The following is a 26,258-nucleotide window of genomic DNA, read 5'->3' as shown; positions in this document are numbered from 1 at the left end:
TAATAACTGCCGGCCTATCCTATTCGCTATTTTTTTGATCGCAAAACATCCAGGCAGCCGATGGTGGCGTATGTATGGCAGAATGGTTGTTAACACCACCAGTGCCCTTCGTTAATAATTCTTGTAATCTGTCGGGTTTGCCGACAGCGGCTCGCTTTTTCCCGGGGTTTTGTCCGCTTTCGATGGACAAAATTTGCATCGATGTTTTTGCGCTTTTCGATCACTTTTAATTCCCGTTACTGTATCTAAACTTCTACCTCATGCAAGTTCCTATGTTGGATCCTTGCAGGCTCAGGAACGTGTTCCTGTGCCTGTTGATGCTGCCCTGTGCATTGGGCAGTCTGGCCTCTAGTCATCGAGAGGCACCGCTGATTTCCAATGATCCGCTCGCCGATAACACGGATCTTTACGCATTCAAAAGTCCCGATGATCCCAACTCCATCACGATTATCGCCAATTACATCCCGTTCGAATCGCCTGAGGGTGGGCCCAACTATTTCAATTTCGGTCCCAACGTACGGTATGAAATTCATATCAAGAACCAGACAGGCACGCCTGGCGACGATATCACGTACCGCTTCACTTTTTCCAGTGTAAACGAAGATCCGACCACATTTTTCAATATCCGGTTGGGTAAGCAAAATCTTAAAACTACCTACAAGTGCGAGAAAAGCACCGATGGCGGGCAGAATTTTACCACGATTATTGGGAATGGCGTAGTACCACCCAACAATATCGGGCCACGCTCCATCGAAGGTAAAACGGTGGGTCTGGAAGCGCCGGACTACAATTCGCTCATGGAAAATGCTATTGCGACGGCTTCCAGCGGTGAAAAAGTATTTTGCGGGCCTGTCGACGATCCATTTTTTGTGGACCTGGCTGGTGCATTTGATGCCGGGAATTTCAGACCGGAGGGTAATAACATCAATGCACCTAAAGATGCTTTGGCGCGCTTCAACGTGCATACGATCGCTTTGAAAATCCCCGTAAATCTGCTTCAAAAAGCAGGTAAAAATGTAGGTCAGGCGTCTAGCATCCTCGACCCGGATTTTGTGATCGGTGTTTGGGCTTCGGCGAGCCGGCAGATGATCAAGACACTTTACAATGGTGGTGACGTAGGTCATGATGGCCAGTATGTGCAAGTGTCGCGGCTGGGTATGCCACTCACCAATGAGGCGGTCATTCCGTTGGGAATGAAGGATAAATGGAACTCATTGACCCCCTATGGTGGCAACGATCTCCAATTTGCCCAGTACTTCAAGAATCCAGAACTCGCTTTGTATATGGACGATTCCAAGTTTGGGACAGCCGTACCTTCATTGAGTGCTTTGCGCATTCAGTCCAATTCATTGGGAGCATTTGATTTCCGTAACGGCAGGTCGGGTTTATACGGATTAAAAGGTAGTTCGGCACTGACCGGCACTGCACTCGACGATGCGATATTCGGTACCCTGCTACTGCCGGATAATGCAAGCCCGAGGGCGGTTGATTTGTTACCCATATTCTACACCGGTGTACCCAATATCGTGCCTTACCAACTCGCGACAGGCAAAGGCAGTAACCCGCTGGCAAAGGGAAAGCCATTTATCCATAACTTTTTGCCGACGCTCGGCGATATGCTCAGGCTGAATATGGCCGTGCCCGCAACACCCCGGAACGATCCGAAGTTCAGTTCGCTTGGCTTGGTGCAGGCAGCAGTGCTCGGCATTACCGATCCTGCATACAATGCCAACACCAACCTGCAATGGATCCCGAATATGGACGGTTTCCCGAATGGACGGAGGCTCGAAGACGACGTGACGACCATTGAATTGCAGGCCGTGTCGGGCGTAGTACTGGCGGCTGTCGGTTTGTTCTATGATGACGCAACACCGCAGGCCCCCGTTTCACAGCAGTTGTTGAACGTTCTGACATTCAGTGCAGGTCCTACCAAAAATGACGCGCCGTTGAAGGGAACATTCCCGTACCTGGCCAGCCCATGGAGAGGATATGATTATCCTGAAAAAGCCCGCTTCTGATCCCACACTTTTAGCAAGAAACAACATGAAAAATCTTCTATATCTGATCGGGATACTGGCGATCGTTTGCATCGGTCCCCATCAGTCCATGGCTTCGTCACACCGTGAAGCCCCGCTTATTTCCACCGACCCATTGGCTGACAATACGGATGTTTATGCGTTCAAGAGTCCGGTGAACAAGGAAAATATCGTGCTGGTTGCCAACTATATCCCTTTCGAGCATCCGGCGGGCGGCCCCAACTGGTATTCGTTTGGCGAAAACATCCGCTACGAAATCCATGTGGATAACAATGCAGGCACACCTGGAGCGGATATTATCTATCGCTTTACATTCAAGAAAATGAATGAGGATCCGTCCACGTTCTTTCTGATCCGTTTGGGCAAGGAAAACCTGAAAACGACCTACACTTGTGAGCGTAGCACCGATGGCGGGCACAGTTTCGCTACTATCGTCTCAAATGGGATTGTTCCTCCGCCGAATATCGGACCGCGCTCGATTAAAAGCACGCCGGTAGGTCTTGGGTCGGAGTATAGTGCATTGGTGGACAAGGCGATCATGACGGCCAGTACTGGTGAGAAAATATTCGCAGGACCGGTGGACGATCCGTTTTTTGCGGATCTGGGCGGTATTTTCGACCTGGGCAATATTCGCAAATCTGGTGGGCGTGATGGTGTGGCCAAATTTAACTGCCACTCGATCGTGATTGAAGTGCCCGTGTCGACTTTACAGAAAAGCCACAAAGCAGTGGCTGAGGCCAGCAATATTCTCGATCCGGACTATGTGATTGGGGTCTATGCATCATCTAGCCGTAAGAAAATCACGACGCTTTACGGCGGGGGCGATGTGGGTTATGACGGCGAATGGGTACAGGTTTCGCGCCTAGGTATGCCACTTACCAACGAAGCGGTAATACCAATTGGCATGAAAGACAAATGGAATGCAACATCGCCTGCCAACGATTTGCAGTTTGCCAAGTATTTTACCAATCCCGAGCTGGCATTGTATATGGACGATTCCCAGTTCGGCGGTGCAGTGCCCGGCTTCGCAGATCTGCGTATTCAGAGCAAATCCCTCGGTTCGTTCGATTTCCGGAATGGTAAAATGGGTTTGTATGGTTTGAAAGGTAATGCCGCCCTGAATGGCACAGCATTATCGGAAGCTGCATTTGGAAGCGTTTTGCTCCCCGATGCGACCAGTCCGCGGGCTGTCGATATCCTGCCGATTTTCTACACCGGCGTGCCCAATTTGCCACCTTATCAACTCGCGACAGGAAAGGCAGGCGATCCGCTTGCTGCCGGTAAGCCGTTTATCCACAACTTTTTGCCAACGTTCGGTGACTGGCTGCGGCTGAATATGGCGGTGCCTGCAACGCCTCGTGACGATCCTAAGTTCAGCTCATTAGGCCTCGTTCAGGCTGCGGCGCTCGGGCTTACCGATCCGGCCTACAATGGCAATAAGGACCTGCAATGGATCCCGAACATGGATGGCTTCCCTAATGGCCGTCGCCTCGAAGACGACGTAACAACCATTGAACTACAAGCTGTGGGTGGGGTAGTGCTGGCAGCCATAGGTTTGTGGTACGACGATTTTATACCCGGAACGACCGCGAGCCCCGTTACGCCCAATCTGCTAAGTGTACTCACATTCAATGCGGGCGTAACTAAAAATGATACAACGCTCAAAGCTAATTTCCCGTACCTGCAAAATCCATGGCCCGGTTTCCGCGGTCCGAGTTACGAGGGGCCGGGTACGGTTAACACGGAACCATTGGCTGTGACGATCAATAACTTCGATTGCCTTACCGGTGGCTTCATGTTTGGCCATACCGGCGGTATTCCGGGTAATGAGGTAGAATATTCGGCTGCCGGTGTCGTAAACGGCAGTTGGAGCACGATGGTCAACCGGATGGTTGAGGCGGAGCTTTTCAAGGATGCAAACAGCAGTGGTGAGCTTTGGTTGAAAGCCAGGTACGTCGGAGATCCATCATCAGAGGTGACCATGAAGTTTGATTTCCGTGCTTACTGCGGCAGCAAAACATGGCGTAAAGGCGCGGCGGAATCCGAAGAACAGACTGTACCGCTAAGTGCCGTAGTGATGGGTAATCCGAGCAGCAGCGACGAGGTGGTGATCGAAATCCGGGGTGCGAGCGGTAAGGCTGTTCGCCTCGACCTCGCCAATAGCAAGGGGCAGGTGATTGGTCAGCAAACGATCGGTAAGGCGGTTCCTAATGAAAGAAGGGTTGTGAAACTGAATGGCCAGCCGGGAATTTACTTCCTGAGGGTGATGACGGCCGATGACCGGTACACAGTGAAAATCCTGAGAAGATAATCGAGTTCGCAAAGCCGGGGACGACAAGCCCCCGGCTTTTACTATCCTTCCGCACTTAATCTGATCATATTATGAAAATCTCTCAATCGATAATGTTTTTTGCGCTGGTCTCATTACTTTATGGCTGTGGTGAAAAAAAGCAAAATACTCAGACGACAGAAAAACAGGCTTTGACCACTGAAATCCCTGCATTGTTTGAACGACACGGAGAACTCGCCTCTGCCGCCGAATGGCCAAAAACCAAAGAAAAAGTAAAAGAACTTCGTGCGAAGATTCGCGAAAACCCCTCTGACGTCAAGCCACGGCTGCAAATCGCAGTCATTTATCTTTCCGAAGCCCGCATAACCGGTGAACATCCCTACTATTATCCAGCTGTGTTGAAAATACTCGACGACGTGCTCGCGATTGAACCTCAGAATTTTGAAGCAACCACATTCAAGGCTTCCGTAAAAATGTCGCAGCACCAGTTTGCAGAAGCGCGCGATCTGGCCACTAAGGCCCGGGAAATCAACCCGGACAATGCTTATGTGTATGGCGTGCTGGTGGATGCCAACGTGGAGCTGGGCAATTATACGGAAGCTGTAACAATGTCCGACAAAATGCAGGCTCTGAAACCTTCGCTGGAAGCTTATTCGCGCGCTTCGTACCTTCGGGAGATCTACGGTAACTATCCCGGAGCGATCGAAGCCATGAAGCTGGCTGTGGAAGCCGGTCTGCCCGGCTCGGAGCCGCAATGCTGGGCGAAAACTACGCTGGGACATTTGTACGAAACTACCGGGCAACTGAAACAAGCTGAGATTCAATACAAAGAAATCCTGGCTATGCGTCCGAGCTACGCCTTCGCATTACGCGGGCTAGCGCAAGTGCATAAAGGGGCTAAACAATACGACGAAGCTTTGGCAGAGCTTGACAAGGCGGCGAAGATCATGCCGGAGTTCTCTTTTCAGGAGGAAATAGCCGATATCTATGCATTGCAGGGTAAAAAAGCACAAGCCGCTGACAAATATCGCGAAGTAGCGAAAATGCTGGATGAAGATGCGCGGTCAGGGCACGCGGTTGACCTGGAACTGTGTAAATTATATATCAAAACAGGTCAAATAGATTCTGCAATTGCTTATGGTTTGACAGAACATGCCAAACGCCCCAACAATATCGATGTCAACCATGCTTTGGCGGCAGCGTATTTTAAACAAAAGGATAATGAAAAGGCGAAGCAGTACATCGAGGTCGCATTACGTACAGGTAGCCGTGATCCGGAGTTACTCCAGGTGGCAAGCGCCATTGCACTGGCTACCGGAGACAAGGCCCAAGGTAACCGTTTGCTTGCGCAGGCAAGGAAAACAAATCCTAGATTTGTACTTTGAAAGCCTTTCACTCCAAGTTACTATACTATGAGAAACTTTACGCTTCTGTTCTTTTTGCTATTCCTCTGCCAGCACGCCTATGCTCACCTGGGAGGCATTTCCGGCATGGTGTACGATCAGGCGACCCGGTTGCCGCTGAAAGGCGTTACGGTTCAGCTCTCAGGGACAGGCAAGGCCACTACTACCAACGAACTGGGCCAATATCGTTTCGATGGGCTGGTATCGGCGAAATATAAAGTGGAACTTTCGCATGTCAGTTTTCGTGCACAGGTACTCGAAGTGAGCGTGGATGAAGATCAGACAGCATTTCTGAAAACCGAATTGGCCGGAGCGAATGTCGAGCTCAGCGAAATTACCGTTTCGGCGCAGCGGGCCCACGATCAGCAATTGATCAGCAGTCTGGATATTAAACTGAGGCCCATTGTCAATTCTCAGGAAATTCTCCGCATTGTACCGGGCCTGTTTATCGGCCAACATGCGGGAGGCGGAAAGGCCGAACAGCTATTTCTCCGTGGATTCGATATTGACCATGGAACGGACATCAGGTTAACAGTGGACGGTATGCCGGTAAATATGGTTTCTCATGCGCACGGGCAAGGCTATGCCGACCTTCATTTTGTGATTCCGGAGCTGGTGAATGCTGTTGATTTCAAGAAGGGACCTTACACAACGGATAAAGGCAACTTTTCCACTGCGGGCTGGGCCGATTTCCGGACAAAGGATGCCCTCGATAAATCATTCGTAAAATTGGAAGCAGGGCAGTTTGACACTTACCGGGCTGTGGCTGGCGTCGATTTGCTGGGGCAAAAAGGCCGGGAGAAAAATCAGTCGGCTTACATTGCTTCGGAATATTCATTTACCAATTCCTACTTCGACAATCCGCAAAACTTCAACCGCTTCAATCTGGTTAGTAAATACCACGGACACATCACGCCTAATACCAACCTAACACTAACCGCTTCCACTTTTTGGAGTAAATGGAACCATTCGGGCCAAATCCCCAACCGTGCCGTGGACTCAGGAATGATCGGGTTTTACGGCTCTGTCGATCCAAGTGAAGGAGGCGAAACCAGCCGTACCAATTTCAATGCACAGTTTGTGACCGTTACGTCGCGTAATTATGTGGTTAAAAACCAGGTGTTTTATAGCAATTACAATTTTGAGCTTTATTCAAACTTTACCTTTTTCCTTGAAGATTCGCTAAACGGTGATCAGATCCGGCAGAAGGAGCGGCGTAACCTGTTTGGTTATAATGGTAGTATTTCAAAGGAATCGTTCATTGGCAAAACCAACTGGACAACTACTTTAGGCGTTCAATACCGCCACGATCTTACACGCGGAACGGAACTTTCGCATACCAAAAACCGCACTGAAACCCTCGAACGCTACAAGCTAGGTAATATCAATGAGCTGAATGCCGCGATTTATCTCGATGAAGTGGTACGTGTTACCGATCGTTTTTCAGTGAATGCCGGTTTACGTCTGGACTATTTCAGAGATCAATACGAAGACCTGCTCGTGCAGCCGCTAATGAAACAGCGGGCCAGCGATGCTATTGTTTCCCCTAAACTCAATTTTTACTATACCTTCAATCCGCGCGTACAACTTTACCTGAATACCGGAAAAGGTTTTCATTCCAACGATACCCGCGTAGTAGTACAGCAAGGCGGTAAGCAAATTCTGCCAGGTGCGTACGGCTCTGATTTAGGCTTGATTTTCAAGCCATTCCCCAAAATGGTCGTCAATGCGGCGGCATGGTACTTGTGGATGGCGCAGGAGTTTGTGTACGTGGGCGATGCAGGGGTGATCGAGCCAAGCGGGAAATCGCGGAGGCAGGGAGTAGACCTTTCGGTAAGGTATCAGCTCACCAAAATGCTTTATGCAGATGCTGATTTTAATACGGCTAAGCCACGCGCAATAGGAGAAATGGAGGGCGCAAATTATCTCCCCCTGGCACCGGTATTCACTTCCGCCGGTGGGTTGTCATTGCAAATGCCGAATGGCCTGAACGGCTCGGTCCGCTATCGCTACCTGGCAAACCGCCCGGCTAACGAAGACAATTCGATCGTAGCGAAAGGCTATTTTGTCGGTGATTTGCAATTGAACTACACCAAAACCAAATACAATATTGGGCTTTCCGTTCAGAATTTGTTCAATACCAGGTGGAAAGAAACGCAGTTCGCAACTGAAAGCCGGTTAAAAAACGAGGCCGAGCCGGTGGAGGAAATTCATTTTACGCCGGGAACGCCCTTCTTCGCCAAGCTAGGCGTGACGTTCTTCTTCTGACCGTGGCACCGTTTCCAGTTTTTTGTGGCGACCGGTTAGGCCGAAAATCACCGCAATTACCGCCAGCCCGCCAAAGAACCAGAGGCTGAGCGCAAGGTTATAGTAGACGATCGCGATGAGGCAAAGGGACGATATGCCGAGCGCTATGGCGGGAAAATACGGGAATGCAGGTACAAGGAACGGGCGTTCGAGGTGCGGTTCTTTGGTTCTTAATACGAACAGCGAAACCATGCTGATCATGTACATCACGACCGCGCCCAATGCAGCCAGGATAATCACCTGATCGGTGGTCCCGAGCGACAATGCAACGCAACCGGCTACGCCACCTGCAACGAGCGCCCAGTGCGGCGTTTGAAAACGTGCATTGACATTTCCCAGAAACGACGGAAGATAACCTTCTCGCGCAAGAGCGAAAATTTGTCTGGAATAACCGATTATTGTTCCGTGAAAGGAGGCGATGAGCCCGAAAAGTCCCAGACTTGCGAAAAGCTGGGTGAGCCCGCTGTCACGGCCAAGCACAATGCCTAACGCGGCAGGCAGCGGATAATCGATGTGGCTAAGCTCCTGCCATGGCGCGATTCCACCAGTAAAGATCATCACGGCCAATGCGAGCACAACTAACGTAAGAATCCCGTAAATGTATCCAAGTGAAATAGTCCTTTTCGGATCTTCCACTTCTTCGGCCACCATCGCCACACCTTCGATGGCCAGGTAAAACCAGATCGCGAACGGCAACGCAGCAAACACCCCGGCCCAGCCGAAAGGCATTGGCTCGGCAACGAAGGTTTGATAGGAAAAATGTGGTGCTACAATGCCAATGTAGATCAGCAACTCAACTACGGCTAGCAAGGTAACCACCAGCGAAAAAGTGGCTGATTCTTTGATACCCATTAAATTGATTACAATAAAAATGGCATAGCAGGCAAATGCCACTTCCAGCACTTGCAGGTTGGGATATAAAAAATGGGTATAACTTCCCAACGCGAATGCGATGGCCGGCGGCGTCACCAGAAATTCGACGAGCGTGGCGTAACCTGCAATGAGCCCGCCCCACCAGCCAAATGCACGATAGGCATATGAGAACGGCCCTCCCGCTTGCGGAATGGATGTAGTGAGCTCCGTAAAACTGAATATGAAAGTCACATACATGACTGTGACCACAAGCGTTGCGATCAGAAACCCGACAGTGCCTGATACGCCCCAGCCATAGTTCCAGCCGAAGTATTCGCCGGAAATGACGAGCCCTACGGCAATCGCCCAGAGGTGGATCGGTTTGAGGACTTTTTTGAGCGCAGCGGTTTGTTCGGCAGACATGAAGGGAAGTTTAGACTTATTGATGCAGTACAATATAGTCTATAACTGTTCTATTGCCATTTGATACTACCGAATAATTATCCTTCGCCGTATTTTGTTTTGCGGAACTACCTCGGAGCAGTACGAAGGTAGTCGCCTAACTCGCGTACCTTGTCGGTATTGAGATAATCGACGCCGAGGGCCATCATCGTTTTCCAGGAGTTGATATTGTCGGGCGTAGCCCAAACGCGTACTTTTTTGCCAAGGTCGTGCATGTCGTTGACCATTTTCTGGATTTTCTTCCTATCCTTTTCCAGGAGTGGGCCCTCGCCGTTCCATTTGGAGTATTTCTGGAATGCCTGACTGATCAAACCGACATGCGCAATTTGCGCGGGCGTGTACGCATTTTCGGGACGACCGTCGAAATAAATGAAGTTGGGGTATTTCTCGAACTGCGATGGGTCGGGGACATTGCCGCTGACAACGATCCTGACACTGCCTGTTGGTGCCAATATCTGCTTATGCGGTTCCAAAATCTTGATCAATGCCGCCAGAGTAGATTCGCCTTCTGTTTTCAGGTCAATGAGGAGTTGCAGAGGTACGTTGTCCTGCGGATAAATGCGCCCGTTGTTTTGTTCCGTTTTTTGAAGGATAGGAAGCAGGTACAATGATGTAAACGTACGGTTTGGCCGGATGTCTTTGAGGGTGTGGGCTACAAAGAGGGTGTCGTTGACAAGGAAAACATCTGCTTCCAGCGATCCGAACTGTTGTTCGTAGGCATCTTCAAATGGCCGTGCCCTTTCATAATCATTGTGAGAATGCGCCTGGGCGGTAGAATAGGACTTAGCGCTTTGGGCCGTTACGATTTGAATGGATAGGGCAATGCTGATGAAGAACGAAGTAAATTTTTTCATGGGCAGGAATGGTGGATAGTAAGTCGGGGAATCAGAAACGTAACGCAATCTTTATCTGTTTGATTTCTCGATCGAAGAATTTTCTACGGATTTTTTGGGATAAAAGGAACAAATTTTCAGGCGATGCCGGGATCATTTTAGAATATCATTATTTTTAGCCCGACTTATCACAAACCGATCCCCGATAAACAGCGCCTGCATGAGCCAGAATTCTCCGCTTTTCCGAAAAAAATCCGTAGACCAGATTCTAAAAGATGCCCAATCGGGAAGCGAGGGGGGGCTCGCCAAAGTACTGGGAGTACGCGACCTGGTGTCGCTCGGTATCGCGGCCATTGTGGGCGCGGGGATTTTCAGTACAATCGGTCTGGCGAGCTATAATGGCGGACCTGCGGTGTCACTTCTTTTCGTCTTCACCGCCATAGCCTGTGTGTTCACGGCGCTGTCATACGCACAATTCGCGAGCACGGTCCCCGTGTCCGGGAGCGCGTACACGTATGCATACGTCGCTTTCGGCGAGCTGTTCGCATGGATCATAGGCTGGGCACTCATCCTCGAATATGCCGTTTCCAACATGGTAGTGGCGATTTCATGGTCCGAATACTTTGTCAGTATGCTCAAAGGCTTCGGCATTGTATTACCCGGCTGGCTAACGATCAATGGTGAGTCGGCGCGGGAGGCTTTTATGAAATTGCAAAGCTCCGGTGCAGCCGAATTATCGGATTACGAGCGGTTTGCTGCTTCTGCATACGCTTCCGCTCCTACATTAGGGGATTTTCACATTCTGCTGAACCTCCCGGCGGGTTTAGTGACTCTGCTCATTACGGCATTGGTTTACATCGGTATACGCGAGTCGCGTACGGCAAGCAATATTATGGTGGTACTGAAAGTAGGCGTAGTACTGCTGGTGATTATAGCCGGTGCATTTTATATCAAACCAGAAAACTGGTCACCGTTTGCGCCCAATGGCGCGAAAGGGGTTCTGAGCGGTGTCGCAGCCGTATTCTTTGCATTCATCGGGTTTGATTCTATTTCTACCACCGCCGAAGAATGCCGTAACCCGCAGCAGGATATGCCAAAGGCAATGATTTACTGCCTCATCATCTGTACTGTATTATATGTATTAATCACGCTGGTACTTACCGGGATGGTTAATTACAAGGAGCTTAAAGTAAGCGATCCTCTGGCATTTGTATTCCAGAAAAATGGCCTGGATTTTATGGCGGGCGTTATTTCAGTGAGCTCTGTGATTGCCATTACGAGCGCGTTGCTGGTTTATCAGCTAGGCCAGCCAAGGATCTGGATGACGATGAGCCGCGACGGATTGCTTTGGAAGCGCTTCTCCAAAGTGCATCCCAAATATCAGACGCCTTCGTTCGCAACCATTGTGACCGGCTTTGTGGTCGGCATTCCGGCATTGTTTTTCAAAATGGATTTCTTCGTAGACCTTACGAGTGTCGGTACATTTTTCGCATTCATTCTGGTATGCGGTGGCGTGCTTTACCTCGATCACAGCGGCATTTCGGCGCAGTCCAAATTCCGTGTGCCTTATATCAATGGCAAATTTCTGGTCGGAGGGCTTTTGATGCTCGCGATAATTGGCCTTCTCACTTACGGGCAGGGAGTGATTCTGGAATGGCGTATGCTGAGTTTCACCGAAATCATAGAGCACAAGTTGCTGACCATCATTTTCTGGATTACCTGGTGCACCCTTTCCATTCTGAGTTATCAGCATAACTTCTCGGCCCTGCCCGTAGCCGGAATCCTGACTAACCTTTACCTGATGACCGAACTAGGGGCTTCCAACTGGCTGATTTTTGTGATATGGCTGGCAATCGGTCTAGTGATCTATTTCAGTTACGGCTACAAGCGGAGCAAGTTGGCAAAAAAATAGGGAAGTCGGTTAAACTTCCCCTCGGTGTTATTTCGTCTTCTCGATTTTTAGCAATATTGAATAATTTTCCTTTTTCCGGACCGAATCGATGTGCGGGCTGGGATTGACAGCGGTTAATATCAGCCTGTAATTTTCTCCGGCGAATTTCTTTTCCAAGGTATCGGATCCTACCGATGCGTCACAGGTGCCGAGGCACATTTTAACATGTTCTTTAATGCCTCCCTCGGTAGTAACACCCGAAAACAGCAAATCGACCGCGGCACGACCACCCCAAATGCATTGCACGCCTTCGGGACAGCGGCTATCTTCGATTTCAAAAAAAGTAAGTGTGGCTTTCGGGACGTCGTTCAGGATGACGCTCTGCATGTACCTGATCCCTTCCTCCTTCTTATCCACACCGGTACTTTTGCAGGCCAATGCCAATGCCACGAACAGCACAAAAACATACTTTTTCATCAGATTTTTATTTAGGTTTTTGGGGAGACAACAGAGGGGCCAGCATGGTTGTAACGGGGTTCTGACCACCGGTCTAGACCATGGACTAATGACCAACGACCATGGACCAACGACCATGGACTATATTTTTTTATTGACGCAGCCCGGGTCAATTGTCTATGGTCATCGTCCATAGTCTACAGGCCATCGGCGGTCAGCCGTCAGCGGTCGGCGGTCGAGACCAAGGACTAACGACCATGGACCATGGACTATATTTTTTTATTGACGCAGCCCGGGTCAATTGTCTATGGTCATCGTCCATAGTCTACAAGCCATCGGCGGTCAGCGGTCGACGGTCGAAACCAAGGACTAACGACCATGGACTATATTTTTTTATTGACGCAGCCCGGGTCAATTGTCTATGGTCATCGTCCATAGTCTACAAGCCATCGGCGGTCAGCCGTTAGCGGTCGGCGGTCGAGACCAAAGACCAACAATCATGTTCTTTATTAATACACCCCCTGGTCTATGGTCCATCGTCCATCGTCTACAAGCCATCGGCGGTCGGCGGTCGAGACCAAAGACCAACGATCATGTTCTTTATTAATGCACCCCCTGGTCTATGGTCCATCGTCCATGGTCTACAAGCCATCGGCGGTCGGCGGTCAGCGGTCAGCGGTCAGCCGTCAATCTAAAAAATCAACGTAAAAACCGTTCCCTTCGCAACCTGAGACTCAACGTTCAACTGGCCGTTATGTTGCTGCAAAATCTGACGTGAGAGGCTAAGTCCAATGCCGGAGCCGGTTTTTTTGGTGGTGTAGAAAGGAATGAAGATGTTTTCCAATGCTTCGGGCTCGATGCCGTCGCCATTGTCGGATACTTCGATCATCACGGTGCCATCGACCTGATAAGCGGAAAGCGTGATGAGGCGGTTGGTTTGGTTGGAAAATGCCTCAGAAGCGTTTTTGACGAGGTTGATCAACACCTGCTGGATCTGGCTGGCGTCGGCTTTTACCGTCAATGTTTCCGGTTTTACGGACAGTTTCCAGAGTACGCCTGATTGTATTAAATCTGTTTGAAGTAATTGGAGAACTTCCTGTAGCAACTCGGCAACGCTCAGATTGGCGAAAACCGGCTTGGGCAATGTGGTGAAATCGCGGTAGGCATTCACAAACTGCATCATACCCTTGCTGCGCTTTTCGAGGGTTGATAATGCTTCCTTCAAGTCATTCACGGCCTCCTGATCGTTGGTGGAACGCTCGATGTCTTCGTTCACAATGAGCCTCATAGTACCCACAAGAGAGACGATAGGCGTCATCGAGTTCATGATCTCGTGGCGCAACACGCGGGTGAGGTTTTGCCAGGATTCTATCTCCTGTTGCTGCAATTCGGTCTGGATGTTTTGCAAAACCACAATTTTGACCCACATCCCGCGTAACTGGATGGCGGCGGCTTGTAACGCCAGTGGTTGATCGTTGGGCGTGCGGTAGAGATCGCGAACGCCGGAATCAAGATCCGAAAGCAATTCATAGAGGCGAGGGTGCTTTTCTTTGAGCTCGGTGAGCTGATGCAGGCGGTAAATGCCGAGCATGCGCAGGGCCGCATTGTTGATCAGGTTCACCTGGCCATTGGCATCGAAAGTAATAAGCCCGGTACCAATGTGTTGAACGATGGTATTGAGATATTGCAAATTGGCTTCTTTCTCGGCACGCGCCTGGCGGAAGGCATGCAAAACTTCGTTGAACTGCTGGTTGAGTTCCTTAAAGGTCCTGCCCATCTTATTGTCCGAACGGAAATTGATCGTAAAATCCGAATATCGCACGGATTCCAGAAAATACGTCAGTTTGCGGTTGACATTCGTAACATACTGATACAGAAGCGAAGCCTGTACGAATATGAAAATAGTGCCGAGAATGTACACCAGCGTTTCATTGGTGTGCCTGGACGCCAGCCAGGCGAGGGCAATCACGCTCAGGACAATTACTGCTATCCTGATCATAATCATAATACTGAAATGCCGGAGTCCGATCATGCAGGGTAAGCGGGATAGGTCGAGGTTTAGTTTTCGATCACACTTTGGGGCACACCCGACATTTCGCTCAATACATATTTTTCAAGCGAAGGGATCTTGTAATGCGCCATATCAAACTTTTTATCTTCAAACACTTCCGCCGCAGGCACCGATATCGTGGTCATGCCCGCCGCGTGCGCGGCGCGCAGGCCTGCGTGAGAGTCTTCAAAGGCAATGCATTCATCAGGCCGTAAGCCCAGTTTTCTGGCAGTGGTCAGGTACACAGCCGGGTGCGGCTTGGTGAACTCTTCCAGCTCGCCGGAATGCCAGGTGTCAAAATAGTCAATAATTTCCAGTCTTTTTAATACCCCTTCGATGAGCGCCATATGCGAAGCCGAAGCGACGGCCAGTTTGAGGCCCTGTTTTTTAAGCTCTTTGATCAATGTAATGGCTCCGGGCATTGCTTCGGCATTGGCCAGGATATCGTGATGTGCTTTCTCAAGTATTTCAGTTTCAAGCTCTTCGAACGAAGGCGTGTTCCAAGGCTGGATTTGATGGCAAAAATCTAAAAAGAGCTTGATAGAGAGCCCGGTAGTCTGGAGACGAAGTGCTTCAGTGATTTCAAAATTGACTTTTTGCATAACAGAACGTGCCGCCTCGGTCCACATCGGTTCGGAATCGATGAGCAAGCCGTCCATGTCGAAAATTGCTGCTTTAATCATGATCAGGTAAGTAGATTTTTAAATGCCAGGTCGGCGAAAACGATTTTTGATAACCATCCAAAACTACTACATTCGCTGGTAAGAAAGGGTATGCCAGGGAGTAAAGTAGGATGGAGAAAGGGGAGGAACTGATATCCAATAGCGCTCCTTCATTCCTTTACTCTCTTTACTCCATTCTCCCATGTTCCTTAACCGTTGCAATGATAAATAGCCTCCAAGCAAACCTGCAAAAACTCCGTGCCTCAGCTCCGTTGGTTCATAATATCACCAACTTCGTCGTGATGAATTTTACGGCCAATGCTTTGCTCGCCGTCGGCGCGTCGCCGGTCATGGCGCATGCAACGGAGGAAGTGGAGGATATGGTGTCGATCGCCGACGCGCTCGTCGTCAACATTGGCACGCTGTCGCTGCAATGGGTGGAAGGTATGAAACTGGCAATGAAAAAAGCGGCGCAACTGGGCAAACCTATCATTCTCGACCCGGTGGGGGCAGGTGCGACGCCGTATCGTAACAGTGTGCTGGCGGAACTGCTGGAAACAGCCTCCCCGACCATTATCCGTGGAAACGGTTCCGAAATTCTCGCATTGGCCGGTGCCAGTGTTCAGACAAAAGGGGTCGACAGTACCGCCGACTCTACCGATAGCATTGGAGCTGCCCGCGTACTGAGCAAGCGCTTTGGTGCGGTTGTGAGCGTGAGCGGCGCCGTGGATGTGATCGTGCATGGAAGCCGTATCGGGTGGGTTTCCAATGGTGTTCCGTTGATGACCAAGGTGACCGGTATGGGTTGTTCGGCATCGGCCCTTGCCGGAGCATTCGCCGCTGTTTGCCCGGACCCATTTGAGGCGGCGGTTTCGGCAGCTGCAACCATGGGTGTTTGCGGGGAATTAGCGTTCCGGAATGCGAAGTTGCCTGGTTCCTTCCAGATTGCATTCCTGGATACCTTATCGGAAATTAGTCCCGCACATTTACAAGAATTGAGTAAAATCAGATTGGAGTAAATGCCTGACGGCATTTAAATAGATATAATTGTAGCATGATATCCCAACGAAAATGAATTCCAATCTCGAACTATACCTTGTCACCGACGAAGCGGCATGCCTTGGTCGTGATTTCTACTGGGTAGTGGAAGAGGCTGTCATTGGAGGTGTGACGATGGTGCAGTTGCGGGAGAAATCGCTTTCTACCCGGGCATTTATCGATCGCGCGAAGCGCTTGAAGAACCTATTGGAACCTTATAATGTGCCGTTGATCATCAACGACCGGATCGATGTCGCATTGGCTGTTGATGCCGACGGCGTCCATATCGGGCAAAGCGATATGCCGTTCCCAATCGCCTACCGGTTGCTGGGTGAGGGGAAAATCATCGGATTATCAGCTGAAAACCAGTTGCAGTTGCAGGAAGCGGAGCATTGGAACTTGTCGTATCTTGCCGTAAGCCCATTGTTCGCAACATCTACGAAAAGCGACATTGAGCAACCATGGGAAATTGAAGGGTTGCAATGGGCTAGGCAAAACAGCAGGCATCCGCTGGTTGTTATTGGCGGGCTTCACGCAGGCAATGCGCGAGAGGCTGTGCAGCATGGCGCAACTGGCATAGCTGTGGTGTCGGCCATATGCAGCGCGCCGTCGCCGCAGGAAGCTGCGAGGGAGCTTAAAAAAATTATCCAGGGATCGATGTTATGGCGGCTGCAAACAACTCCTGACCAGATCTGACAATTCGTGACCTAAAAAACATCCAACATGAAGCGTTATCCTACTGTACTGACCATTGCCGGATCCGATAGCGGAGGGGGCGCCGGTATCCAGGCCGATTTGAAAACCATCGCGGCATTGGGCGCCTTCGGAACCTCGGCCATTACCGCTCTTACCGCCCAGAATACGCAGGGCGTGCGGGCCATCCACCCGGTACCTCCGGCGTTTTTACAGGAACAGTTGGAGGCTGTATTTGAAGATATCACCATCGACGCGGTGAAGATCGGGATGGTCAATACAGTGGAAGTGGCAGAGGTGATTGCGCAAATACTCGACCGGTTTAAACCTGGTTTTGTGGTTTTTGACCCGGTAATGGTGTCTACCAGCGGTTCAAAACTGATCCGGGATGAAACCGTTTCGGTGCTTTGGAACGAGCTTTTTCCGCGGGTGGATCTCATTACCCCTAATCTTGACGAAGGGGAAATTCTGCTTGGCGGACAGATACGTACGGCGGCAGCGATGAAAGGTGCCGCAATTCAAATGGTGGAGAAAGGATGTAGAGCCGTGTTACTGAAAGGGGGACATCTGATCGGTGCCACTATTTATGACGTGCTTGCGCAGCAAGGACAGGAAGTATTGATCCTCGAATCGGACTACATCGATAGCCGAAACGTCCACGGCACCGGTTGCACACTGTCGTCGGCCATCGCGACTTACGCTGCAAGGGGCAATTCGCTGGCCGAGTCGATCATTTTTGCGAAGGATTACATTGCCGGGGCGATCAGGGCGGGGAAGGATGTGATCACAGGCCACGGCCCTGGCCCGCTGAATCATTCTTTTTCACCACTTTCCATGCAAATTCTATCATGAAGTTCACTGACCTGCTTTGGGCCGGGGCGTTGCCAATATTTGAAAAAATTCGACTGCATCCCTTTAATCAGGAACTGAAAGAGGGCACCTTACCGCTTGAAAAGTTCAAGTTTTATATTTATCAGGATTCCCTCTACCTCGCCGATTTTGCGCGGGCGCTGGCCGTAGCCGGAACAAAGGCGGGAAACAGCCACGAATTGCTCGATTTCCTCCAATTCGCCCAAAATGCCATCCTGGTGGAGAGGGCATTGCATTTGAGCTATTTCAAAGAATATGTCATTGATTATCAGTCGGGCAAAGCGCCTGGTTGTTTTGCCTATACCAACTATCTAATGGCCGTCAGCGCATTCGAATCGTACGAAGTGACGGTTGCGGCATTGCTGCCCTGTTTCTGGATTTATAAGCAAATCGGCGACTACATTTACGCCAATCAGACGACACCTAATCCCTACCAAAATTGGATCAACGCCTACGCAGGTGAAGATTTCGCCCATTCCGTGCAAAAGGCGCTGGATATTTGCGACCAGCTTGCCGAGCATGCATCAGATGCCACACGAGCCAAAATGGCCGAGGCGTATGTAACTGCTTCGAAGCTGGAATATGTGTTTTGGGATAGTGCTTATCGGTTGGAGGAGTGGAAGGTGTAGGGGGATGACCGCCGCGTGCTGACCGCCGAGTGCGAGTGCGAGACCATAGACCGTAGACCATTGAGGATAGACCATGGTTCTTTGATGACGAAGGAAATTCAGCGTTTTTCCCTATTGCCCATATCTGACCATTTCCGACTAGCCAGCGACAAACCGCCATCCTCAGATTCATGGTCCATGGTCTATCGTCCATGGTCATCAAGCACTTCGCCTACCATATCGCTGACCGCTGACAAACCGCCATCCTCACATTCATGGTCCATAGTCTATCGTCCATGGTCATCAAGCACTTCGCCTACCATACCGCTGATCGCTGACAAACCGCCATCGGCGCATTCATGGTCCATGGTCTATCGTCCATGGTCACCGAGCACTCCGCCTACCATACCGCTGACCGCTGACAAACCGCCATCCTCAGATTCATGGTCCATAGTCTATCGTCCATGGTCATCAAGCATCCCGTCCATCATACCGCACTCGGCGGTCAAGAAATCTCCCGCTCAAATTTTTTTTCCCATTTTCTTAGGGTACCGCATCACTGAGTTGTCAGAATTACAAAACAACCAGCCATGAAAAAATTTATCTTGACCTTAATGGCCGGGGCCATGAGTGCCCTGGCTTTTGCCCAACCCGCCCAGACCGTTAAAGGACGCGTCGTCGATACCGAATCGCAGCAGCCTGTGATCGGAGCCAATGTGATTATAACTAGCGTGACACCTATTATTGGTGGCGTGACCGACACCGAGGGTAACTTTCGGATCGAAAAGGTGCCCGTCGGCCGCCATTCTGTTAAAATTAGCAGCATGGGCTATGATGATGCCTTTTTGCAGGAAATCAATGTTGGCTCCGGAAAAGAGGTTGAGCTGAATATCAAGCTCACAGAATCGTTTCGTGCATTGAATGAGGTTGTTGTGAAGGCGCAGAAGGAGAATGGCGCGCCGCTGAACGACATGGTCAGCGTGAGCGGCCGTTCTTTTACCGTCGATCAAACGAAGCGTTTTGCCGCCTCGGTGAGCGACCCGGCGCGTATGGCGATGTCGTTTGCCGGTGTTGCCACGAACGATGACGGCAACAACCAACTGGTGATCAGAGGTAACAGTCCCAAAGGCATGCTCTGGCGGATGGAGGGCGTCGAAATCCCTAACCCGAACCATTTTGCGCAGGAAGGTGCGAGCGGCGGGGGCGTGAGTGCATTGAGTGCCAATGTGTTGGGTAATTCCGATTTTTTGACCGGTGCCTTCCCGGCAGAATACGGCAATGCTACATCCGGTGTTTTTGACCTTAAACTCAGAAAAGGAAATAATGAAAAACGCGAATACGCATTGCAGGCGGGAATTCTTGGACTTGACTTTGCTGCGGAAGGGCCCATTGGTCCCAAAGGCGGTGCTTCTTATCTGGCCAATTACCGCTATTCTACTCTTTCCGTACTTAATAAGATCGGCGTTAACCTTAATGGCGATGCTTCGATTGATTTTCAGGATGGCGCTTTCAAAGTATATATTCCTTACGACGACAAGGTGGTGGTGAGCGTCTGGGGCGCCGGTGGACTCAGTACTTCAAAAGTTGATGACGACGATTTCAGGGAAAAGTTTAAGTCGAACCGCGGGATGGCTGGGGTGAATTATATGCGCTATATCAATAACAAATCGTATATGGAGCATATTGTCTCCTATTCGGCCACAAGCCAGACGGGTGATTTTTACGACAAGAATACCGACGCGACCTATCAGCAAAAATTTGTCAATCAGGCATTAAGAATTTCTTCTTTATACAATTACAAACTCAATGCACGCAACACAGTGCGCCTGGGTGTGATTATTAATCACCTGGATTTCAACCTCTACGATAAGGATAATGAGGACGGGCCGTATGAAATCAACGTAGACCGGAAAGGTAGTACGCAGCTCTTTCAGGCTTACGCGCAATGGAAGTCGCGTTTAACACCTACCGTTACCTTGAATGCGGGATTGCACGGCATGCTGCTGGCGCTGAACAACCGGTATTCGATCGAGCCGCGTGCGGGTGTGAGATGGTCGGTTACGCCGCGTTCGACGGTAAGTTTCGGTGCAGGCCTACATAGCAAAACAGAATCTATTTCGACGTATTTCGCACAGGTGAAAGTGTTGGATGGCAAAACGGATTTACTCAATAAAAATCTGAAACTAACCAAATCGGCGCATTTGGTGGCGGGTTATGAATTCCGTCCGTCCGCTAGCTGGCGGATACTGACGGAGACTTACTACCAGCATCATTATAACATCCCGATCGGCCCCGCGAATACGACGACCCCTTACCTGTTGCACAATTCACAACTGAACGAAATCAGCGGATTTGTAAGCGATTCACTGACCAGCGATGGAAAGGGTCGGAGCTATGGGGTGGAACTGACGGTTGAAAAGTCGCTGACCGCAGGTATCTATCTGATGAGTACGACATCTTTGTACCAGTCCAAATACACCGGCCGCGACGGTATCGAGCGGGATAGCCGCTTCAACGGCAAATACGTGCAGAACTTCCTGGCCGGGAAGGAATGGCGGGTTGGGAAGAACAAAACGAACATTTTCGCAGCTAATATCAAGCTCCTGGCGGCAGGTGGTAACCGCACCACACCGATTGATCTTGAAAAATCAAGAGAAAAGGGCCGTACGGAACGCGATTGGTCACGCAGCTATTCGGAACAACTGCCTGGCTATTTCCGCACCGATCTACGTGTGAGTTATACCAAAAACAAAAAGCGCACGACGTCGACCATTTCCCTGGATATCCAGAACGCCACCAATCGGCTGAATGCATTGGACCGCTACTATAATAAGAAGGAAGATCGTGTGAAATTGATTACGCAAACTGGTCTGCTGCCGATACTGAATTACCGTCTGGAATTTTAGGTTTGGCGCTTCCGCTTTGTCTGGTAAATAATGCCCTTCGTCCGGGGAATCCCGCACTCCGTCGGGAAAGGTTAGCGGGCTTTGAAAGTTGGGGTTACATTTAAATATCTTAACTGAAAGACAATCAGTTAAGAGCTTAACAAAAGCATTTAAAATAACCTTAAACTAACAGCATCATGGAAACGCCGCGCAACGAATTTCTTTGGAGGAAAGCAAAAAAGAGAGCCGGTTTCAAAATGCATTTACGCACCTACCTGATCGTGAATGCGGGCCTGTGGTTGATATACCTCGTTTCGGCCTTTCCAGTTGTGGAGCATAATGTGTTCCCATGGCCGATATTTCCGATGCTTGGTTGGGGAATCGGGTTGGTAACGCATTACTTCACCGCATATACTGGCCTGGATGAGAAGGCATTGACGGAAAGGGAGTACGAAAAACTGATCCGCGGCTAAACCGGCTCTTCTTTAAATTCTTGGAACGGTTGTTTTACATATTTTGGTTGAAACCAACATTTCAACAGATCTAAAACAATCGTTATGGAAAAGGATTTTGAAGATAATCAGGCTATTAAAAAACTGAAATCGCTGGCGGAGGATATCCGGTTCTGTATGTACACGACGTACGAGGATGGCCGGATCGTGTCGAGGCCGATGACCACCCTGGATATCGACGTTGAAGGCAATATCTGGTTTTTTACAAGCCGTCATACCGACCTTCTGAGAGATGCCCCGCATGGCAATGCCTGGCAAGGAGATGCCCCGCATGGCAATGCCCCGCATGGAGCTGCCCAGCATGGCAATGCCCGGCTTGGCGACCCGGTGACGTTAATTTACTCGGACCCGAAAAATAATACTTACCTGAGTGTTTCAGGTACTGCGTCGGTCGTTGAAAGCGAGCACCGCAAAGAAGAACTGTGGAATCTGATGTCGAAAGCCTGGTTTCCGGGCGGAAAAGACGATCCGGATCTGGTTGTTCTCAGGGTTACAACACAGGAAGCGGCTTATTGGGATAGTACTTCTTCCAAAATGATCGTATTCTTTTCGATGCTCAAAGCAGTGATTACCGGCAGCACACCGGACGGAGGGGATCACGGCAAGTTGAATCTGGTGTAGATGTATGTATTGAATGTAAAAGAGGCGAACGGGTTTCCCGCTCGCCTCTCTACTTTTATAAAAGGCAGAAGCCTCTATTCTACACTTGCTTCCTCATTCACGTAGGCCTCTGCCAGTTCCGTGAGCTTGTGATCGGTTTCACCTTCCTGATCCAGTGTTTGTTGCAGCAAATCGGCCACTTCGGCATGTCCTAGCGTGCGCGCGATGTTGCGCAATGTGCCATAAGATGCGATTTCGTAATGCTCTACTTTCTGTGCAGCCATAATAAGTCCGCAATCACGCACCATTGTTCCTTTTTCAGTGCTTTCGATGATCTCGTTCGCTTCTTCGATCAGCCCTTCCATAGCGGCACATTTTTTCGCCTGTGCTTTTTCGCCGATTCTTTCGAATACCTGTTCCAGGACTTTTGCGTGTTCCTCAGTTTCGGTAGTATGCTGTTCGAATGCTGCTTTTAATTCCTCCGAAGTCGCGTTTTTAGACATCTTTGTCAACGCTTTGGCCAAATTCTTTTCTGCCCAATAGATATCTTTCAGGCCGTCGACAAATAACTCTTTTAATTTGGTGCTATCCGTCTCTGTAATCTGTTTGGTTGGTTTTTTGCTTTTAGTCGCTTTCATCTCAATAAAGTTTTAATGGTCGTGGTTTTGTTGACTTGCAATGGCGATCGCCATTCGATTGCTGCACTGCTGTTAAAATTCTGTACCAAGGTGTAAACCTCGTTTGAGGCAATTGTATGGGCAGCGGATGAAGATATTCCTACACATATACGTGGGGTGAGCGTTGGGAAGGGGTGGGAATGCTTTTTGAATAGTCATTGGGATCAACCGAACGACACCAATGAAAAGCAAAGGAATATCCAAATGGCTCGTCATCGTGATATCGATAGCCGCATTAGCATTCGCAATCTGGTATTTCCTCAAAAAGAGTGATCCAAACCCGGTTTCCGGATTGAAGCCGCGCGTAGACATGAGCATTGCCCGCATCAGCGACGTCACGGACAGTACCATTAAAATGGAACTTAAAGCGCTTATTCACAATCCATTGCCCGTTGGAATGAATTTGAAAAAGTTCAATTACGCCGTCAGGATGAACGGCAAGACAATTGTTGAAGACCAATATGGCAAAGCGTTGAATATCGAGGCGACCGACAGTTCACTCTTGACATTACCTGTTAAAATCAAGATCGGTAATTTGCGCGATGAAGGCGAGGAGGCAGCCGGCAAAGGCAACGATAGTGTTGACTACCAATTTGAAACTACCATGCACTTTGAAAAACCATTTTTGGGGAAAGACTCCCTTGTGTTGAAAATGGACAAACGGCTGCCATTATATCGTTTGCCGCAGGTAAAATTGGCTGGTTATGATGTAAAGAAGCTGGGCTTAAAGGAAGCAGATATTATCATTAAGATCGAGGTCAAGAACCGGAATGCTTTTTCAATAAAATTTGAAAATCCGAAATATGTAATGGATTTAGGTAAACAGAAAAGGTTCGCCGAGGGAGCTGTGACCGGCATTACTCAGGTGAAAGCTAAAAGTAAAGACGTTTACGAAATTCCGCTTTCGGTAAGCTTGGGGAAAGTAATCAAAGCCGGAGTACAGATGATCGGCAAAGGGAAGGAATTGCCGTTTACGTTCTATTTCAAAAGTAAAATCAGATCGGAAAGCGAGGTGCTTGACGGTAGCGAGATGAACCTGATTATGGATGGGGAATTGAAGGATATTGAGACTTTTCAGAAGAATCTGGGAAAGAAATAGTGTTCGGGCAATGCTGGTAACCGGCATTGCCCGTCTTTTTTAATACGTTATAGTTTGTCAAACCAGATGGTCATTTCGTTGGCGCCGCGATTGGCCCAGGCGTAATAAGGAATCAGCGTGATATTTCCTTCTTTCGATTTCAATGTGTTAATTCCGCCGAGCATTTCCTTTTGGAACACTGGTGTGAAGTCCTCGGTGCCGGACATTTTGATAGAGAGCGCCTTTCCGCCATTATCATGTCCTTCTGCACAGTAAAGTACCGGCCCGCGCTCGATCGCGACCTTGCCGACGTTACTTTTTAGTTTTTCATTCGCAAGAACTTTTCTCACTGGCATATCGAGCGATAATTCAATCACATCACCTTTTTTCCAGCTCCGGTTGAGTTTCAAATAGCCGTTTTCAATGGCTGATTCTTCTTTTTTACCATTAATAATCACGCCGACTGGCTTGACGAGCTTATCCTGATAGCTGTATAAATCGCCGGGAATTGCCTGTCCTGTGGCCCAGCCGGGAATGCGGATATGGAGTGGAAATGTGGCACTCTTTTCGGGATCAATGCTAATGCGGATGTTTCCTTGCCAGGGATATTGTGTTTGCTGCGTAACCTGAACCGGCGTATTTGGAAGCGTAATTTTAGATTTTGTGTCGCCAAATAGATTAATAATTAATGCATTACCTCTCGTTGCGTACATATAGGCCGGCATCGAAGGCAAAAAACGCGATACATTACTGGGGCAGCACGCCGTTCCGAACCACTCATGTCTTACAGCTCCTGAGCCTCTGTTAAAATCATTTTTGCCATTGGAAGACATTGGGTTAACATAAAAAAAAGAATTGCCCTTCACGCCCATGCCACCCAAAAAGCCATTGTATAGTACGCGTTCGAAAACGTCCATATACTTCGCCTCACCGGTGAGCAGGTACATTTTATGGTTCCAAAGCATGTTCGCGATGGCGGCGCAGGTTTCGGCATATGCATTGTCATTCGGCAAAATATAAGGTTTGTCAAATGCTTCGCCGTCTTCCCGGGCGCCTACTCCGCCGGTTATATATTGTTTGTGGTGAGTTGCATCATCCCAAATGGCGTGCACTGCTGCCTCATTTTTGGGGTCGGGTTTCAGGGTGAGAAGGTCGGCGACGCCCGTATACAGGTATTGCGCCCGTACTGCATGCCCCACGGCTTCGCGCTGGCGTACGAAAGGCACCTGATCCTGGAAGTAGGAAGGGCCGAGTTTGTGCTCATCAAGGAAAAGTGTACGCTTGTCGGAACGGCCACGCATGTCGATGAGGAATTTGGAAAGATCAAGGTATTCTTTTTTGCCGGTGACCCTGTAAAGGCGTATCAACGCGAGCTCCGTTTCCTCATGCCCGGGAACGACCACCATTTGCCCGGGTTTGGGACCAATAGTTTTGACTAAATGATCAGCATTTTTGATGGCGACATTCAGCAAGTTCTTTTTGCCGGTTGCTTCGTAATGCGCCACCGCGGCTTCGTATAAATGGCCGGCATTGTACAATTCGTGGCTACCATTCTCGAAAGAATAGCGGTAAGGCCCGGCGATCCAGTCGAAGGAGCCGGTCGTGTCTTTGTTGATGGTCCGGATCGTGTAAAGATAGCCGTCGGGTTCCTGCGCAGCTGCGAAAAGCGTGATCAGGCTGTCGAGGTAGTGATCCAGTTTGGGATCGTATTGATTTTGAAGTACATAGGAAGCGCCTTCGACTACTTTGAAAACATCCGAATCGTCAAATCGGGCCCCTTTGAATGTGCCTTTTTTTAATCCGCCTGCCACCGCGAAGTTGTCGAAACGACCGGATTCTTCGCATTGGTGTAATGCATGGGGAATGGTTACCGCCCGCGCTATTTCAATACGGTCATGCCAGAAACCTTGTGTGGTCTTGATGTTTTTGAGCGGTACTGGCTTGATGTTGCCGCTTTGTGCAAACAGGAAATGGGAGAAAAAAACGAGAATGAATATAGGAATCGATTTAGTCATCGGAAGTAAAAAGTTGGAATGCAGTTGTGCTTGTCATTCG

20 protein-coding genes are annotated in these 26,258 nt (G+C 49.5%); 13 read left to right on the top strand and 7 right to left on the bottom strand.

All coding sequences use genetic code 11. From position 1 onward, the window contains the following. Positions 1-317: 317 nt before the first annotated feature. From LZD49_RS23115 to LZD49_RS23100, 4 genes are all read left to right on the top strand, one after another. The gene (locus tag LZD49_RS23115) at positions 318-2,018 is read left to right on the top strand and encodes a DUF4331 domain-containing protein (RefSeq protein ID WP_234670110.1); all 1,701 of its coding nucleotides are present in this window, start codon (positions 318-320) and stop codon (positions 2,016-2,018) included. Between the two features lie 25 nt (positions 2,019-2,043). Further along, on the top strand, positions 2,044-4,347 hold the full coding sequence (locus LZD49_RS23110; protein WP_234670037.1) for a DUF4331 family protein: 2,304 nt from the start codon (positions 2,044-2,046) through the stop codon (positions 4,345-4,347). Positions 4,348-4,418: 71 nt separating this feature from the next. Continuing rightward, entirely contained in the window at positions 4,419-5,711 is a 1,293-nt protein-coding gene (locus LZD49_RS23105) for a tetratricopeptide repeat protein (protein ID WP_234670036.1), read from the top strand. A gap of 27 nt (positions 5,712-5,738) precedes the next feature. Continuing rightward, on the top strand, positions 5,739-7,997 hold the full coding sequence (locus LZD49_RS23100) for a TonB-dependent receptor (RefSeq protein ID WP_234670035.1): 2,259 nt from the start codon (positions 5,739-5,741) through the stop codon (positions 7,995-7,997). On the opposite strand, the gene eat is transcribed toward LZD49_RS23100, so the two are convergent. Both eat and LZD49_RS23090 read right to left on the bottom strand, forming a co-directional pair. Next, entirely contained in the window at positions 7,974-9,311 is a 1,338-nt protein-coding gene (eat, locus tag LZD49_RS23095; RefSeq protein WP_234670034.1) for an ethanolamine permease, read from the bottom strand. The genes LZD49_RS23100 and eat overlap by 24 nt on opposite strands. Positions 9,312-9,418: 107 nt before the next feature. Then, positions 9,419-10,204: a phosphatidylinositol-specific phospholipase C/glycerophosphodiester phosphodiesterase family protein gene (locus LZD49_RS23090; RefSeq protein WP_234670033.1), complete on the bottom strand. Its 786-nt coding sequence runs from the start codon at positions 10,202-10,204 to the stop codon at positions 9,419-9,421. Between the two features lie 199 nt (positions 10,205-10,403). Between LZD49_RS23090 and LZD49_RS23085 the strand changes: the two genes are divergently transcribed. Next, on the top strand, positions 10,404-12,095 hold the full coding sequence (locus LZD49_RS23085) for an amino acid permease (RefSeq protein WP_234670032.1): 1,692 nt from the start codon (positions 10,404-10,406) through the stop codon (positions 12,093-12,095). A 27-nt stretch (positions 12,096-12,122) separates the two neighbouring features. Here LZD49_RS23085 and LZD49_RS23080 read toward each other — a convergent pair whose 3' ends face one another. From LZD49_RS23080 to hxpB, 3 genes are all read right to left on the bottom strand, one after another. Further along, entirely contained in the window at positions 12,123-12,551 is a 429-nt protein-coding gene (locus tag LZD49_RS23080; RefSeq protein ID WP_234670031.1) for a hypothetical protein, read from the bottom strand. A gap of 670 nt (positions 12,552-13,221) precedes the next feature. Next, entirely contained in the window at positions 13,222-14,535 is a 1,314-nt protein-coding gene (locus LZD49_RS23075) for a PAS domain-containing sensor histidine kinase (RefSeq protein WP_234670109.1), read from the bottom strand. A 53-nt stretch (positions 14,536-14,588) separates the two neighbouring features. After that, positions 14,589-15,263 (bottom strand): hexitol phosphatase HxpB, encoded by a 675-nt coding sequence (hxpB, locus tag LZD49_RS23070; protein WP_234670030.1) that lies wholly within the window; start codon positions 15,261-15,263, stop codon positions 14,589-14,591. 200 nt (positions 15,264-15,463) lie between these two features. On the opposite strand from hxpB, the gene thiM reads away from it, so the two are divergent. From thiM to LZD49_RS23035, 7 genes are all read left to right on the top strand, one after another. Further along, positions 15,464-16,261 (top strand): hydroxyethylthiazole kinase, encoded by a 798-nt coding sequence (gene thiM / locus LZD49_RS23065; RefSeq protein ID WP_234670029.1) that lies wholly within the window; start codon positions 15,464-15,466, stop codon positions 16,259-16,261. Between the two features lie 52 nt (positions 16,262-16,313). Continuing rightward, positions 16,314-16,976, top strand: coding sequence for a thiamine phosphate synthase (gene thiE / locus LZD49_RS23060; RefSeq protein WP_234670028.1), 663 nt, complete (start codon positions 16,314-16,316; stop codon positions 16,974-16,976). A gap of 27 nt (positions 16,977-17,003) precedes the next feature. Beyond that, complete coding sequence (gene thiD, locus LZD49_RS23055; protein ID WP_234670027.1) at positions 17,004-17,825, top strand: bifunctional hydroxymethylpyrimidine kinase/phosphomethylpyrimidine kinase; 822 nt, start codon at positions 17,004-17,006, stop codon at positions 17,823-17,825. Beyond that, positions 17,822-18,472, top strand: coding sequence for a thiaminase II (tenA, locus tag LZD49_RS23050; protein WP_234670026.1), 651 nt, complete (start codon positions 17,822-17,824; stop codon positions 18,470-18,472). Before thiD ends, tenA begins: the two co-directional genes overlap by 4 nt. A 569-nt stretch (positions 18,473-19,041) precedes the next feature. Continuing rightward, the gene (locus LZD49_RS23045; RefSeq protein WP_234670025.1) at positions 19,042-21,357 is read left to right on the top strand and encodes a TonB-dependent receptor; all 2,316 of its coding nucleotides are present in this window, start codon (positions 19,042-19,044) and stop codon (positions 21,355-21,357) included. 176 nt (positions 21,358-21,533) lie between these two features. Next, positions 21,534-21,809 (top strand): 2TM domain-containing protein, encoded by a 276-nt coding sequence (locus LZD49_RS23040; protein WP_234670024.1) that lies wholly within the window; start codon positions 21,534-21,536, stop codon positions 21,807-21,809. An 84-nt stretch (positions 21,810-21,893) separates the two neighbouring features. Next, positions 21,894-22,469, top strand: coding sequence for a pyridoxamine 5'-phosphate oxidase family protein (locus LZD49_RS23035; RefSeq protein WP_234670023.1), 576 nt, complete (start codon positions 21,894-21,896; stop codon positions 22,467-22,469). Positions 22,470-22,543: 74 nt separating this feature from the next. Here LZD49_RS23035 and LZD49_RS23030 read toward each other — a convergent pair whose 3' ends face one another. Beyond that, positions 22,544-23,086 carry a ferritin-like domain-containing protein gene (locus tag LZD49_RS23030; RefSeq protein WP_234670022.1) on the bottom strand — a complete coding sequence of 181 codons (543 nt, stop codon included), beginning with the start codon at positions 23,084-23,086 and terminating at the stop codon, positions 22,544-22,546. Between the two features lie 220 nt (positions 23,087-23,306). Between LZD49_RS23030 and LZD49_RS23025 the strand changes: the two genes are divergently transcribed. After that, the gene (locus LZD49_RS23025) at positions 23,307-24,224 is read left to right on the top strand and encodes an LEA type 2 family protein (RefSeq protein ID WP_234670021.1); all 918 of its coding nucleotides are present in this window, start codon (positions 23,307-23,309) and stop codon (positions 24,222-24,224) included. Between the two features lie 47 nt (positions 24,225-24,271). Here the strand turns inward: LZD49_RS23025 and LZD49_RS23020 are convergent, their stop codons facing one another. Next, positions 24,272-26,218: a glycoside hydrolase family 127 protein gene (locus tag LZD49_RS23020; RefSeq protein WP_234670020.1), complete on the bottom strand. Its 1,947-nt coding sequence runs from the start codon at positions 26,216-26,218 to the stop codon at positions 24,272-24,274. Positions 26,219-26,258 lie beyond the last annotated feature (40 nt).

The organism is Dyadobacter sp. CY261, from assembly GCF_021440085.1.
In the GTDB taxonomy this organism is placed as follows: domain Bacteria; phylum Bacteroidota; class Bacteroidia; order Cytophagales; family Spirosomataceae; genus Dyadobacter.
The sequence above is the reverse complement of the archived record's forward strand: the minus strand, read 5'-3'. Positions and strand labels throughout refer to the sequence as shown.